This window comes from Streptomyces gardneri, from assembly GCF_006539185.1.
In the GTDB taxonomy this organism is placed as follows: domain Bacteria; phylum Actinomycetota; class Actinomycetes; order Streptomycetales; family Streptomycetaceae; genus Streptomyces; species Streptomyces gardneri.
In genome coordinates this window covers 26,329-39,157 of sequence record NZ_BJMN01000029.1, presented here as the reverse complement: position 1 = coordinate 39,157, position 12,829 = coordinate 26,329, and the positions used below count along the sequence as shown (strand labels likewise).

Annotated in this window: 18 protein-coding genes and 1 pseudogene; 6 read left to right on the top strand and 13 right to left on the bottom strand. The window is 65.1% G+C overall.

The window, feature by feature from the left end; all coding sequences use genetic code 11:
• The 7 genes from SGA01_RS41155 to SGA01_RS22325 form a co-directional block, all read right to left on the bottom strand.
• Window positions 1-156, bottom strand: coding sequence for a hypothetical protein (locus SGA01_RS41155; protein WP_167534156.1), 156 nt, complete (start codon window positions 154-156; stop codon window positions 1-3).
• 13 nt (window positions 157-169) lie between these two features.
• A complete protein-coding gene (locus SGA01_RS22345; RefSeq protein ID WP_141298203.1) occupies window positions 170-364 on the bottom strand; it encodes a mobile element transfer protein in 195 nt (64 codons plus the stop codon).
• 3 nt (window positions 365-367) lie between these two features.
• Window positions 368-544: a hypothetical protein gene (locus SGA01_RS41150; protein ID WP_167534155.1), complete on the bottom strand. Its 177-nt coding sequence runs from the start codon at window positions 542-544 to the stop codon at window positions 368-370.
• Window positions 545-559: 15 nt separating this feature from the next.
• A complete protein-coding gene (locus SGA01_RS22340; RefSeq protein WP_141298202.1) occupies window positions 560-1,252 on the bottom strand; it encodes a DUF2637 domain-containing protein in 693 nt (230 codons plus the stop codon).
• Window positions 1,253-1,336: 84 nt separating this feature from the next.
• Window positions 1,337-2,692, bottom strand: a complete 1,356-nt coding sequence (locus SGA01_RS22335; protein WP_141298201.1) for an FtsK/SpoIIIE domain-containing protein — start codon at window positions 2,690-2,692, stop codon at window positions 1,337-1,339.
• 3 nt (window positions 2,693-2,695) lie between these two features.
• Window positions 2,696-3,040, bottom strand: coding sequence for an SCO3933 family regulatory protein (locus SGA01_RS22330; protein WP_141298200.1), 345 nt, complete (start codon window positions 3,038-3,040; stop codon window positions 2,696-2,698).
• 139 nt (window positions 3,041-3,179) lie between these two features.
• A complete protein-coding gene (locus tag SGA01_RS22325; protein ID WP_141298199.1) occupies window positions 3,180-3,917 on the bottom strand; it encodes a GntR family transcriptional regulator in 738 nt (245 codons plus the stop codon).
• Window positions 3,918-3,977: 60 nt separating this feature from the next.
• On the opposite strand from SGA01_RS22325, the gene SGA01_RS22320 reads away from it, so the two are divergent.
• The 4 genes from SGA01_RS22320 (at window position 3,978) to SGA01_RS22305 (ending at window position 6,817) form a co-directional block, all read left to right on the top strand.
• The gene (locus tag SGA01_RS22320; protein WP_141298198.1) at window positions 3,978-4,448 is read left to right on the top strand and encodes an NUDIX hydrolase; all 471 of its coding nucleotides are present in this window, start codon (window positions 3,978-3,980) and stop codon (window positions 4,446-4,448) included.
• The gene (locus SGA01_RS22315) at window positions 4,445-4,798 is read left to right on the top strand and encodes a hypothetical protein (RefSeq protein WP_141298197.1); all 354 of its coding nucleotides are present in this window, start codon (window positions 4,445-4,447) and stop codon (window positions 4,796-4,798) included. The genes SGA01_RS22320 and SGA01_RS22315 overlap by 4 nt, the downstream gene beginning before the upstream one ends.
• Window positions 4,799-5,397: 599 nt before the next feature.
• Complete coding sequence (locus tag SGA01_RS22310) at window positions 5,398-6,306, top strand: hypothetical protein (protein WP_141298196.1); 909 nt, start codon at window positions 5,398-5,400, stop codon at window positions 6,304-6,306.
• Between the two features lie 52 nt (window positions 6,307-6,358).
• Complete coding sequence (locus SGA01_RS22305) at window positions 6,359-6,817, top strand: Pycsar system effector family protein (RefSeq protein ID WP_141298195.1); 459 nt, start codon at window positions 6,359-6,361, stop codon at window positions 6,815-6,817.
• Window positions 6,818-7,086: 269 nt separating this feature from the next.
• Here SGA01_RS22305 and SGA01_RS22300 read toward each other — a convergent pair.
• From SGA01_RS22300 to SGA01_RS42185, 6 genes and pseudogenes are all read right to left on the bottom strand, one after another.
• Window positions 7,087-7,900 (bottom strand): annotated as a pseudogene (locus SGA01_RS22300) (IS5 family transposase).
• A gap of 34 nt (window positions 7,901-7,934) precedes the next feature.
• Complete coding sequence (locus tag SGA01_RS22295) at window positions 7,935-8,945, bottom strand: MIP/aquaporin family protein (protein WP_141298194.1); 1,011 nt, start codon at window positions 8,943-8,945, stop codon at window positions 7,935-7,937.
• A 192-nt stretch (window positions 8,946-9,137) separates the two neighbouring features.
• Window positions 9,138-9,482, bottom strand: a complete 345-nt coding sequence (locus SGA01_RS22290) for a hypothetical protein (RefSeq protein WP_141298193.1) — start codon at window positions 9,480-9,482, stop codon at window positions 9,138-9,140.
• Window positions 9,479-10,150, bottom strand: coding sequence for a GntR family transcriptional regulator (locus SGA01_RS22285; protein WP_229917558.1), 672 nt, complete (start codon window positions 10,148-10,150; stop codon window positions 9,479-9,481). Before SGA01_RS22285 ends, SGA01_RS22290 begins: the two co-directional genes overlap by 4 nt.
• A 5-nt stretch (window positions 10,151-10,155) precedes the next feature.
• Complete coding sequence (locus SGA01_RS22280) at window positions 10,156-10,380, bottom strand: hypothetical protein (protein WP_141298191.1); 225 nt, start codon at window positions 10,378-10,380, stop codon at window positions 10,156-10,158.
• 484 nt (window positions 10,381-10,864) lie between these two features.
• Window positions 10,865-11,143, bottom strand: coding sequence for a hypothetical protein (locus SGA01_RS42185; RefSeq protein ID WP_141298272.1), 279 nt, complete (start codon window positions 11,141-11,143; stop codon window positions 10,865-10,867).
• Between the two features lie 78 nt (window positions 11,144-11,221).
• Here SGA01_RS42185 and SGA01_RS22260 point away from each other — a divergent pair, with 78 nt between their 5' ends.
• Both SGA01_RS22260 and SGA01_RS22255 read left to right on the top strand, forming a co-directional pair.
• The gene (locus SGA01_RS22260; protein WP_141298189.1) at window positions 11,222-11,977 is read left to right on the top strand and encodes a GntR family transcriptional regulator; all 756 of its coding nucleotides are present in this window, start codon (window positions 11,222-11,224) and stop codon (window positions 11,975-11,977) included.
• 174 nt (window positions 11,978-12,151) lie between these two features.
• Window positions 12,152-12,745, top strand: a complete 594-nt coding sequence (locus SGA01_RS22255; RefSeq protein ID WP_141298188.1) for a GntR family transcriptional regulator — start codon at window positions 12,152-12,154, stop codon at window positions 12,743-12,745.
• Window positions 12,746-12,829 lie beyond the last annotated feature (84 nt).

Sequence of the window (12,829 nt, the reverse complement as noted above, 5' to 3'; positions counted from 1 at the left end):
CTACTTGGCGATCGGGTCGATGACCGGCGTGAGAAAGCTGTCGGCGAGGAGGTAGCCGCCGAGGAGGATCACGACGACGAGCCACCAGGGCGGGCGGATGAGCTTGATGCCGAGGGCGCCGACGACGACCAGGGCGAGCCAGAGCGGGACGTCCATGGGCGTACTCCGTTCAGTCGGTGATGCGGCAGCGGTGGGTGCGGGCGGCGAGCTGGGCGGCGGAGGAGCTGGAGTAGTCGGAGGACCAGCCGCAGCGGTCGGCGGTGCAGACGGCGGCGTACTTGGTGCGACCGTGGCGGTCGCGGTGGGTGCCGATCTGCACGGGGCCGATCCGCATCACGGAGTGGAAGTGGTCGCGAGGGGACATCGCTCAGACCTCCTTGGTGAAGTCGTCGGCGTGCTCGTTGAGCCACCGGCGGATCTCGTCCGACTCGAACTCGTCGGCGGCGATGATCACCGGCTCGGCGATGGTCATGGCCTCCACTAGACGGTTGTTCCGAGTCAGTTCGGCGGCGCGTTCCAAGGCGTGCCGGGTCGAGTCGCGCATGAACGGATCTCCCTCTCAGGCGAGTTGGGCGGTGATGGCAGCGGCCATCTGGGGCGGGACGCCGAGGCGGGTACGTAGGGTGTCGGCGTCGATCGGGTAGCCGGTGCGGGCGCGGTGGTCGGCGGCGACCTTCCGGGCGTGAGCGACGAGGGCCGGCGGTACGGCCACAGGGGCGGGGACGGGATCTGCCTCTGGCACCGGGACCGGCTCAGGCTCGACAACGGGAAGAGCCGGTACGGGAGCGGTCTCGGCGGTGTCATCGCGCTCGATGACCGCTTCCACTGCGGGAGGCTCCTCGGCGTCCGGTCTTGAAGGCCCCGCGGTGGCCGTTTGTCCGGCAGGGGAGTGGACGAGGAGGGTGCCGCCGAGGAAGGCGAGCGCGGGCCATCCGGCGACGAGAATGCGCAGCCAGTCGGGCACGTGGGCGAGGTCGAGGAGCCCAGCGGTGGCGATGTTCGCGCCGAGGGACGCGGTCAAGGCGACGGTGAACCAGGTCCAAGCGGACCGGGCTGAGTCGCCGGCGGCCCGGAGGATGCGCAGACGACGCCAGGCGGCGACAAGGAGCAGGTCGACGGAGACGGGGTAGGCCCACGCCTTCCATCCGGTCTGGCCGGCCGCTTCGGCGAGGTCGTGAAGGTGGGCGAAGGACAGGGCACCGGCGATCGCGGCCTGTACGAGAACGGCGTCCGGTCGCAGTGTCGAGTTCACGGCGGGGTCCTCCTTCCGGATTCGGGCATGGGAGGGGTAGGGACACGGCGTGAGACGGTCACGCCGACCGAGGGACGAGGTGCGTCAGGCGATCGCGGGGGCCGTACCGGCAGCAGGTGTCGGGGTCTTGGCCAGGGGCGGCAGGACGGGCCGGAAGGCGTCCAGCGCGGGGATCTCCGGGGTGCGGTGGGCGTGGGCGTTGCAGGTGTTCACGGCCCGCCGCAGAGTGAGGTGCGGGGTGCGGATCCGGACCCAGCCGCCGGAGGAGTCGCCGACGACGGCGGTCCCGGGTCGATCGGTGGGGATCTGGATGGTGGCGAGGACGGCGTCCGGGGCAACGTCGCCGAAGGCCATGTTGGCGCTGGTCTCGTCGTTGACGCGATGGGCGGTACGGCCGGTGAGCTGGGCGCGAAGCATGGTGATGCCCTTGCCGAGCTCGGAGCCGAAGCGCTGCCCGCAGATCTCCAGGTAGATACCGGCGGCGCGGCCGAGCTGAGAGAGACGAACGAGGGACGTGATGATCCGGTCTCGTCGCTTCTCCTCATCCTTCGTGGCGAACAGGGCGAGTTCGGCGACCTCATCGACCATGAGCACGATCGGCGTGGGGCGGAGGCGATCGGGCAGGTCCCAGATGTCGGCGGTGATCTCCGCGTCCGGGATATCCGCGCTCAGCCGCTGTTCGCGCCGGATGAGCTGATAGACGTCCTCCATATGCCCGACGAGCGCGTCAAGAAGGTCGACGGCGGTGTCGGGATTGTCAGCCAGGGCAGTGAACCGACGGGCAAGCGGGGCAAGTTCGACTCCCTGCTTGCAGTCGATCCCGACCAGAGCGACATCAAGAGCGGCAAGACCGGCGACGAGGTTGCGCTGATAGACGGACTTACCGGACTGAGTGGCGCCGACATTCAGCGCGTGCGGGATCTGCCGGTAGTCGCGGTAGTAGACCTCTCCGTCCTCGCGAATGGCCACAGGAACCCGCATCCCCCCACCATCAGGTAGAGCGGGCATCTGAACGCGCTTGAGAACGTCGTAACCGGTCATCCGCAGCTCGACGACACCGGAGCGGATCTCCCGGGTGGTGACGTTCCGCATGACGAACGAGTGCCGCAGCCGGTCCGACGCGGCAGAAAAGTCGAACGCATCCTGACCGGGACGAAGTTTCACTCGCAGGACCAGTCCCGTCCGCGTCGGCCGAAGCCGCAGAATCCGCGGGGCCCGAGCCTCCGGAACGGGTCGCCTGGTCATCCGGGCCAGCGTCAGGCGCCAACGGGAGGGAGGAACGGTCAGCCCGCACGCGTCCATCACGGAGGCGTATCGACCGAGGACCCGCACGAGCGCGAAGAGGATGCCGAAGGTCATCCAGTACCAGGCCGGACGCTGCCACCGCAGAAGCAGCGCGACCGAGGCGACCAGAGCGAGCGAGACCCATAAGGCGGTCATGGGTCAGGCCGCCTTCGCGGCGACGAGCGAGGTGACGGCGACCGCACGGAAGCTGATCCCGTGGCGCTTCTGACCGTTGAACTCGTTCTCCCACGGCCGGGCGACGACCCCGGTCAGTGCGACGGGGGTACCCATCGCCAACTCGCCGGAGATGCCGCTCTGGGGCACGGTCAGGTTCAGGATCTCGGCGTTGCCGTCCATCGCGAACATGACGTCGACCGTCATCAGCGTCGCGCCGGTCTCGCGATCGGTGGCGACCTCACCGGTCTGCCGGTTCGCGATCTTCGGGGTCGGGGGCTGGGCCACCATCACCATCGCGGCGGACGTGTCGACGGGGATCTGACGCACAGTGGATCACTCCTCTATAGATGATGAACTCCGTCACTCATGTATATGAGTGACATGAAGAAGAGTGCCTGACTCCTGTACATGAGTCAACCCGCTACGAAGAGGAAACCGCAGCGGGTTGTGGGGAGTTGAGAGAGCGTCAGTCGGTGGCGGGGATCCGGTACTGGAAGACGAACTGGTCAGCGGCCATGAGGGTGTCGCAGACCTCCACGACACGACCCTTCTTGGTCACCGCGTCGCGCAGCAGATGAATCACGGGGGCGCCAGGACTCAGAGCCAGCTCCGAGGCCTCAGCCTTCGCGGCCGGCCGAGCCTGGAGGGTCTCCACGAACTCGACGAAGGAGTGGCCGTGGTCTTCAAGCCGGGCGTAGATGCCGCCAGGCCCAGGGTTCTCGGCAAACAACTCAGGGATGTCCTTGACGACATCCCAGGGCAGGTATGACGAGGCCGTCTCGACGGGAGTCCCGTTCCGGAAGTAGAGACGCCGCCGCGCAAGCACCTGCGTACCTGCGTCGACACCGAGCCGCTCGGCGATGTCCGCCGGCGCTTCCATGGGCCCGATGTAAAGCACGCTCACTTTGGCGGTGGCACCAGACTGCGCGGACTCGGCGAGGTACGCGGCCTTGCCGCCCCGCCGATGCGAAGCGCGGAAGCGATCCGAAGACCGCAGTCGCACAGGAGGCCGGTCCTTAACGATCGAACCCTTACCGTGCCGAGTGTCCACGAGCCCACTAGCCCGTACCTCGACCATGGCCTTCCGGATCGTCCCCCCAGCTACCCCGTACCGCTCGACGAGCTCCGACTCACTCGGAACCATGTCGCCGGCCTTGAGGACACCTGCACGGATCTGCTGGACGATCTCGTCCGCGATCTGCACGTACCGAGGTACGGCCCTACCAGCTCCTGCTGGAGTTCCCACAGTCCTACCCACTCTCCTATGCTCCTGTACATGAGTAACAGCGCCCGCGAACCCCAGTCAACGCCACTGCACTCCGTGTCGGTGGCGGGAGCAGTGGTCCGCGACGACGGGCGCCTCCTCGCGATCCGCCGAGCGGACAACGGAACGTGGGAACTCCCGGGCGGAGTCCTAGAACTCACCGAGACTCCCGAGGCCGGCGTCGCCCGCGAGGTCCTGGAGGAGACCGGTATCCACGTCGAGGTGGATGAGCTGACGGGCGTCTACAAAAACACGACGCGAGGCATCGTCGCCCTGGTCTTCCGATGCAAGCCGTCCGGCGGCACCGAGCGCACGTCGGACGAGTCGACCGCGGTCGACTGGCTAACGCCGGCAGAGATCGAGGACCGGATGTCCGAGGTCTACGCGATCCGCCTCCTGGACGCAGTCGACGGCAACGGCCCCCACGTCCGAAGCCACGACGGCCGGCACCTTTTGGGCACGTCCGCATGACCGGAGCGAAGCCCGTCAGCGAGTGGCGCGACGTCTATGACTTCCTGGACCAGGTCCGCATGCGGCCAGGGATGTTCGTACGCGGCGGTTCCCTCGTGGAGCTCCAGGCGATCCTGTACGGCTACCGAGTCGCATCCGAGATCCACGGTCCCCAGGCGATGATGGACTTCGAGCCTCAGGGTCCGTTCACCGAGTGGCTGTGGCCGCGACTTGGCTATGCCTACGCCAGCCCCTTCGGGTGGGGGATAGAGATCACGAAGGCCGCGGAAGCAAGCGGCAGGGCAGGCATCGACCTGTTCTTCGACCTGCTGAGCGAGTTCAAGGCGGAGCGAAGCCCAGAAGCGCGGTAAGACTTTCTCTACTTCATCAAGGCACCCGCCGCGCACAGCGCGGCGCGCGCGGCCCGCCGCCCGGGCCTGCGCTCCTGTCTACGCCCCGCTCCAACCCGGCCGCCGGCCCGCACGCCTGACAGCTCGGGTTGATGGGTGGCGAACCACGACGCGGCCGAGGCAGTCCGCGAGTGCGGCTCAAGACGATGCCTCCGGCGGGGGCACAACAAGCACCAGGATGGGCGGGGGCCGTACGCGGGTGCCGGCCGGTGGGGTGTGGCGGTGGGGACTCCCATCCCGTCTGCCGTCGACCCAGGCAGAGCCGAGCAGACACGGCACCGGGCGTCCAGGTCGTTCGTCCAGTTGGGCGCTCCACCTGGACGCCCGGCACCGCGCCTGCTCCACGGTGTGTGGGTCGACGGCAGACGGGATGGGAGTTGGGGTGAGTGGTGGGCAAGGCCGCCGCTCGAGTGACCCATCACGGCGCCAGCTCAGCGCTGGGCCACTTGAACGAAGTCTCAGAGCCTCGCGATCGGCTCGGTGCCGGTTCTGGCGCAACTCGTCAAATGCCGGACGGGCATGCAAGTACTGGTCATACTGGGACGTCAGGAGGGTGCAACATGGCTAATCGTCCCAAGGTTTCCGAAATGATGCTGGCCTTCGATGAGCACGTGGCTGAGCAGCTCAAAGCCATGCCTGAGGTGGAGCCCACCGAGGGTGAGATCGATGTGTCCGACCTTTACATCAACGTTCCCAAGTGGCGGAAGTACGCGCAAGTTTCCTGTGTTTTTGCTGACCTTGCAGGATCGACGAGTCTCAGGAAAGGGAGGTTGGAAGCTTCCACGGCGTCGATCTACGAATCTGCGATTCGACCCGCAGCAGTGATTTTGGATGAGTTTGGCGCGGATTTCATCGACATTCAAGGCGATGCGGCATTCGGACTGTTTGTTGGGGAATACTCGCGAAGTCGGGCTATCTGTGCGGGCATCACCATTAAGACATTCGGGGAGCAGGTGCTGGTGCCAGCGCTTCAAAAGAAGTGGTCTCACGAGCCTCCAGAAACCGGATTCAAGGTAGGTTGCGCGATCAGCGATCTCCTGGGTAAGAAGATCGGGATTTCTGGCACTGCTCACAATGCACCCGTCTGGGCTGGTCGGGCCGTGAACTATGCAGCCAAGTGCTCTCAGCAAGCTATAGCGCACGAGATGATTGTGACGAAGCCGATCGCTGAGGCGGTTCGTCGAAACGAGTACCTCTACTATTCGTGCCAGTGCGCCGACGCCCCGGTTGAGCTATGGAAAGATAGGCTCGTTGACAAGGTGGCAGAAACCGACAGCGCTGGCTTGCTTCTTAGTAGCTCGTGGTGCAACAAGTGCGGTGACGCCTATGCAGAGAAGATCTGCTCGGGATCCTGGAAGCGTCCTGATCTGGACGCATTTAGGATGTCTGGAATGCGAGAGCAGTATCAGAAGGTCCTGAAATTCAGAGACTTGAATGCACGTCAGATCCGGAGGGGTATTAATGGATAGTGGGTCCGAGGGGGCGAGTCGCGACCCTGCGCCACTGAGTAGGGTTCTCCTCGTGGAGACACGTGAGGAGCTGGTTAAGGCCGACCAAAAGGCAAATCTCCTCTTGGCCGCGATGGGTGTTGCGGTGGCGGCTTTGGTTGGCGCATTTGCCAGCGCCAAGGTTAACCCGATCTGCTTTCCAGTTCTTGGGCAAGTTCTTTTCTGGATCGGCTGCGCACTGGCGATCTTGGCCCTTGGGGCTTTCGCGCGAGCTGTCTTCCCTAATTTGGGATCCGGCGAGGCGGGTCGAATGCATTACTTCGGCGATGTGGTAGAGAATGACGCCTCGGTGTCCGTCGTGGTCGATCTGGTGTCACGAGTGAATATCGCGCATCGCGATATTCAGCAGTTTACCGTTCTCGCTAAATCTGTGTTGGACAAGTATAAGAACATTCGACGGGGCATCGTGTGTGCGGTCATCGCTGTCCCACTTCTCTTCGCGGGGTCTCTGCTGGGGGTGGTGCTCGACTAGCCAGGTCACGCGAAGGCGCGTGCTTCTCCTGCTGTGGCCGGAAGGGACCGGGGCATGAAATGTAGGCGAGAGGGGCAGCCGGGCATGAGCGGCTCCCATGAGGGGCCAGCGCTAAGGCTCTTGCCCACCTTCGTGCCACACCTGTGCCAGAACGGTCGGGGAAACACGGGGACTTGCGGTCGTCAGTGGTGCGAGCGTCGGTTCCTGTCCAGGTCGAGTAGTCGCAGGCCACGCCAGGGTTCGCCCTCCCTCTCTTGTAAGACGTCGTTTCACTTGGTGAGTCGTCGGTAGTTGATGAGGGTGGTGGCGATGGCCGTGAAGCCAAGGAAGTGCTCTGGCTTGCGTTCGTAGCGTGGGTGGAGCCGGCGGCAACCGGCGAGCCAGACATGGTCCGCTCGATGACCCAGCGGTGACGTCCAAGTCGCTGTGAGGTCTCGATCCCCCGGCGAGCGATCCGAGGGGTGATGCCGCGGCTGCGGAGCCATCGCCGCAGGTGGGGATAGTCGTAGCCTTTGTCCCCGTGGAGCTTGTCGGGCCGTCGTCGGCGTGGTCCGCGGCGGCTGCTAATCGGCGGTATCGACGCGACGAGCGGCTGGAGCGCGAGACTGTCGTGGGTGTTCGCCGCGGAGATCGCGACCACGACCGGCAGGCCCGATCGATCGGTGACGAGGTGGATCTTCGATCCCTTCTTGCCACGGTCGGTCGGATTCGGTCCGGTCAGCAGCCCCCTTTGAGGGCCCGGACACTTACCGAATCGATGGCGAAGCGCGACCAGTCCAGCTCTCCCTGGGCGCCGAGTTCGTCCAGGACGACGCGGTGGAGCCGGGCCCAGACCCGGTCAGCACTCCAGCGCGCGAAGCGCCGGTAGACGGTCGGCCAGGCCGGGCCGAACACCGGCGGCACCTGCCGCCACGTGCAGCCCGACGTAGCCACGAACACGATCGCGGCCAGACACTCGCGGTCGCCGGCCCGCCGACGGCCACCACCCTGAGGCCGCACCACCGTCGTGTCCGGCACCACCCGCCGGAACAACTCCCACAACTCATACGGCACCAGCCGCTCGGCAAGACTCTTCATGCCCAGCACAACGAACTGAACCGCCAAAGGAAACGACGTCTTAGACTGCCGCATCGATCCATAGACCGCATACTCCGCGAATTCCTTCCAGTCTACGACGGAGATCCCCCCAATCGGTCCGATTAGACGCATCATCGTTGGCGAGAAGGTGCAAAGTCTCGTAAATATCTAGACGCTCTGCGAGGGGCATGAGCGGTGCGCCAACTTTTCGGTACCCAGTATTTAGACTGGTTTGAAATACGATATCCAGGGAGTCGATAGCTTCACGTGCCCTTTGCAGCTTTTCCGCTTGAGATGAATCCCTCATCGATGGATTATTGCTGATGAGGCTATTTCGATCGATGGCGCGTTTAGTCAAATCGTCCATTCTGTAGATAACTGAAGAGAGTCGCTCCACGGCGAGGGTGCACAATTTTCTGGCACGGGCAAAGGATTTATTTACGGCCACCAGGAGTGCCAGCACTAGGCTGAGGCTGATGGTGATCCGGGGGGCCAGTTCCAATTTATCGGACTCTGCGGACGAGATCATTAGGAGAATTCCCAGGGTTAGTAGAAGGAGTGCGAGGCAATGGAAAACAACTTCACCCAGAATGTGCCACCTGAGACTCTCTCTTAGATCTGACCACTTCGTGACTCGCGACGGCCAAAATCTGAAAACCGCGACGCCGGTCAGAATTGCCCCAACAAGGAGGCGGCTGACGCCCGTCAAGATTAGGCCGCAAATCGCCAAGGTGCCCACGAAGATCGCGACAGCGAGGGACAATCGTGCGCGTCGTTCAAGCTCGTAAGTCACCTTGGGGGCTACCAGTTGAGCAAGTCCTGCGATGAGCCCCAGGGCTAGACCTACCGCCAGAGGGGTAACAATGTACGAGGCGAGATTCCCTGGAGTATCGGGAAGGTAATTTCCAATCAGGTCAATTAGGGAAGCTGCCCCAAATCCACAAATCGCGGCAACGGTAATCTGGAATAGGATCCCGAGGATCTTCTTGAGCCTTCGCTTGGTGTCGTCGGCCGAGAACCTCTTTCCGCTGCCATTCGACTTCTCCCCCATGTCGCCTCCTTCGTGTCAACTTGACCCACAGGGGTGGAAATGTTAGGCAGAGTTCATGGGGTGATGTAGACCTTGGTCAGCGAGTCGCGCCAATACCTTCGTTTGGCCCAGCTTGGGTGCGCGAGGCGCAGCTACGAATGAAGGCCCCGGGGTAGTTCCGGGGCCTTCTGTTTTCGGTTGGATCAGCATCCGCTAGCCGAAGGCTGCTGCCGGCAGTTGAGGGTTGTCGTCGCCTCCCCGAGCGGAGGGTTGCGGGGTCGGCAGGCGTTGGCCGCGGCTGGACGCTACGCGGAGAGTGTCCCGTAGGGCTCCGACTAGGTCCCTGGACAGGTTTCGGAGGTCCTCCGCGTCCGTCTGTTCGTCGTCGAGGAGTTCCAACGCGTGTCTCATGAGGTCGTCGGCCAGGCCGAGCTGGAGCGCTTCGGTGTTGTCGGCCAGGCGGGACAGGTGGCTGCTGTCGTCGTCGGTGCTCAGGTAGCAGGGCTTCCCGTCGGGGCCCGACCAAGGGAGAAGGCGGAGCTCGCTGATGGCTGTCATCCTTCCGTTCCTCTCTCTTCGTTTGTGTGGTGGGTGGTGAAGAGCGCGTTTGCGCGGTCGCCAGGGAGGACCAGGCGGGCAGCCTTGAGCACGCGGCCGGCGGTGTCAGACGAGACACGGGTGATCGCGAGGACGGCCTGTGTCGAGCTGATTCGGAGGGTGGAGGCGTCCTCTGGGGTGGGGAGTCGGGCGGTGACCGTTTCTTGGGTTGCCGCCAGCCCGGTTGGGCGCCAAGGCAGTTCGGCCGGTGCCAGGTCGCGCGGGACGTAGATGCGGGCCAGGCTGTGCGGGGACTCTCCCTGGTGGGTGAGGCAGAGGAACTCAGTCAGTGGGGTGCGCGAAGGGACCTTGAGTAGAGGGATCAGGTCTCCGCGGGCTCGGAGGTTGGTGGTGCGGATCGTGACGTGGAGGTCTGCGTCCGGGGTGAGGCGGCCTCCGGCGTACGTGAGTCTCCGGAGGGGGTGGCGGACGAAGTTGCCCTTGCCGTGGATCTTCTCGATCAGGCCCTCGGCCTGGAGGAGTGCGAGGGCGTTGCGCAGGGTCGGGGTGCTGACCTTGTAGTCCGAGGCGAGCCGAGGTTCCGAGGGGAGTCGTTCGCCGGCCTTGAGGCTGCCGGTAGTGATCTGAGCCCGGAGGTCGGCGGCGATGGTGTGGCGGAGGGACGGCACGTCGATCACCACCTTCTGAGCACTCGTACGGCGATGAGGCGCGTATGGGCGTGCATGGTCAGGAGTTCGCCCGACTCGAAGCGGAGGCGTTTGGCGCCGCGGGGGAGTTGGAAGAGGTCGGTCACTCGGTGGAGCCGGCCGCCGATCTGGATGACGTCGCCGCGCTGCACGGTGGTCGTGGTGATCTCGACCGGGGTAGCGAGTGCGCCGCCGGAGGGGGAGCTGTTCATGAAGTCGCCTCCGGTGGGGCGGTCGCCGTGTGGCAGGGGCAGGCGCATGCCTCGTAGATGACGGGGATGCCTACCGGTGCCGTTGCCGGGGAGGAATGGGCGCACTTGTGGTGCGTGCCGATCTGGCAGGGGCTGGACCGGTAGGGGGTGGCCGCTACCTGGGAAACGCCTGTCATCCGTGGGCCTCCGCCGGCGTGAAGCAGGAGTGGGCGAGGAGGTGATGCGGGAGGGGCGTTGAGCGCTGCCGTGTGCGTTGTTCGCTGGCCAGGACGTACGGGCGGACGAGGGCTGTTTCCTCGCCCGGGAGGAAGTCCGCGCGGGCTTGGAGCTGTCGGAGGGGCAGTGTCTGTCTGTCGGGCGGCGTGGGGTGGGTGAGCGTCGGGCGGGTGAGCGGTAAGACCCTGCGGTGACGGGGCTTTTGGGCGTTCCGCTCTCTGGTGCGCGCGATGGCGCGGCGGATACGGTTGAGCACGCTGATCAGCTCCTATCGCTGATGGCCAGGTCCCCGGACATCGCCCGTCGCGGGGACCGCTTTGTGTACGGCGGCCCATAAGGTGCGGCCGCCCAGGCTGGTGGCGAGGAGTCCGAACCGGTCTGCCTTTGCCACCACTTCCAGGACCTCCCGCCATGTCTCGGCGGGGAGGGATTCCGGTACCTCCGCTTCGATCGATGTGTGTCTGGCGTGGTCCAGCACGCGTGTGGTCAGTCCGATGGCGGACAACCGGGTGGCGATGGCCTCCGCGCTTACTTCTGGAGCAGGCACAGGGCAGCCTCCGTCACCGACGATCACTTTGAGTGAAGCTAGTTAACTATATTAGAGCTAGTGGACTAGATTTTCCACATGCCTGAGCAGCCGCCTTATCTCCGCATCGCCGACGTCCTTCGGGAGCGGATCGCGGAGCACGAGTGGACGCCCGGAGACCGGCTCCCGTCGCGGGCCCAGATCGCCCAGGAGTGCGGTGTGGGCGAGAACGTCGTCCGCCGCGCCCAGGAGCTGTTGATCTCTCAGGGCGTGTTGGAGGGGCGGGCCGGGTCGGGGACGTATGTCGCCGAGCCTCGGCAGCGGGTGCGGATGGTTCGCTCCGCGGCGCGCGAGCAGCCCGACGGGTCGCCGTTCCGGGCCGACATGAAGGCCGTGGGGCGGAACGGTGGCTGGGAGAGCCGGACCGATGCCAAGGTTCCCGCGCCAGCGGAGATCGCTGCGCGGCTCGGGATCGGTGAGGGCGAGCTGTGCGTCCGGACCACGTACGAGTTCCTTGCCGACGGGCGGCCCGTGCAGTTGTCGACGAGCTGGGAGCCGTACGAGCTCACCGGCGGGACGCTTGTTGTCCTTCCCGAGGGTGGGCCTCACGCTGGGGCCGGCGTCGTGAACCGGATGGCCGAGATCGGCATCACGGTCAGCCATGCCGTCGAGCAGCCGGAGCCGCGGCAGGCGACCGTCGAGGAAGGATCGCTGCTCGGGATCCAGAAGGCTGCACTCGTTACGCACATCCGGCGGACGTACTACAGCGACCAGGGCCGCCCCGTGGAGACAGCGGACATCGTCGTCCCCGCAGCTCTGTGCGAGATCGTCTACGAGATTCCCATCAGCCGATGATGGGGATGGTGGATGATCTCCAGTTCAGCTGAACTGAGCGGAACGGGGTGCGTCGCATACCGAATCACCGAGGGTGCTTCGGAGCGCACGAGCCAGCCGCCGGAGAAATGAGAGAAGGCCGAGCGGTACGAGAGGCCGTCCGGCCAGAGCGCACTACACGACAGAAGGCGCACAGTGGGCGTACCGAACGACCGAATCGTCATTCCTGCGGCCGTACCGGGGAAGACGGCTCTCTATCGGTTCTTCAACGAGGCAGGTCAACTTCTCTACGTCGGGGTCACCGGCAACCCTGAGAAGCGGTGGGCGGACCACCGACGGTTCGCGGCAACCACGTGGTGGCCATTGGCGGCGCGGGTAACGGTCAAATGGTACGAGGCCCGCGAAGAAGCAACTGCCGCTGAGCTGCGGGACATTCGCACCAAAGCTCCGCTCTACAACGCGGGTGGAGCGCCGTCCCCGCTTCGCGAGTTGGCGCCGGACGAGAAACTGTGCCCGCACACGAGCCATGGCAAGTTCTTCCGGGAGACGGGCGACCGGTTTAACGTCCAGCGCATGCACATGCACGAGGCCGTCGCTGACGTTCTCGCGGGTGACATCCGAGACGGGCGGCTGGTCAAGGGGAGCAAGCTGCCAACGGCTACGGAGCTGGTGGCCCGGTTCGGTGTCGGCGTGGGGACCGTGCGACGCGCCATCAGCCATTTGGTGGCGGCTGGGCAGGTTATCGTGCGCGGAGAGGGATCGGGGACCCGGTACTTCGTCGCTGAATAGCCATGCCTATGAGGCCTCCGTTTGGATCCTTTCGTCGGGGGCTTTGTCGTCCCCGTCGCCTATCCGGACCGGGGCCGGCCGAGG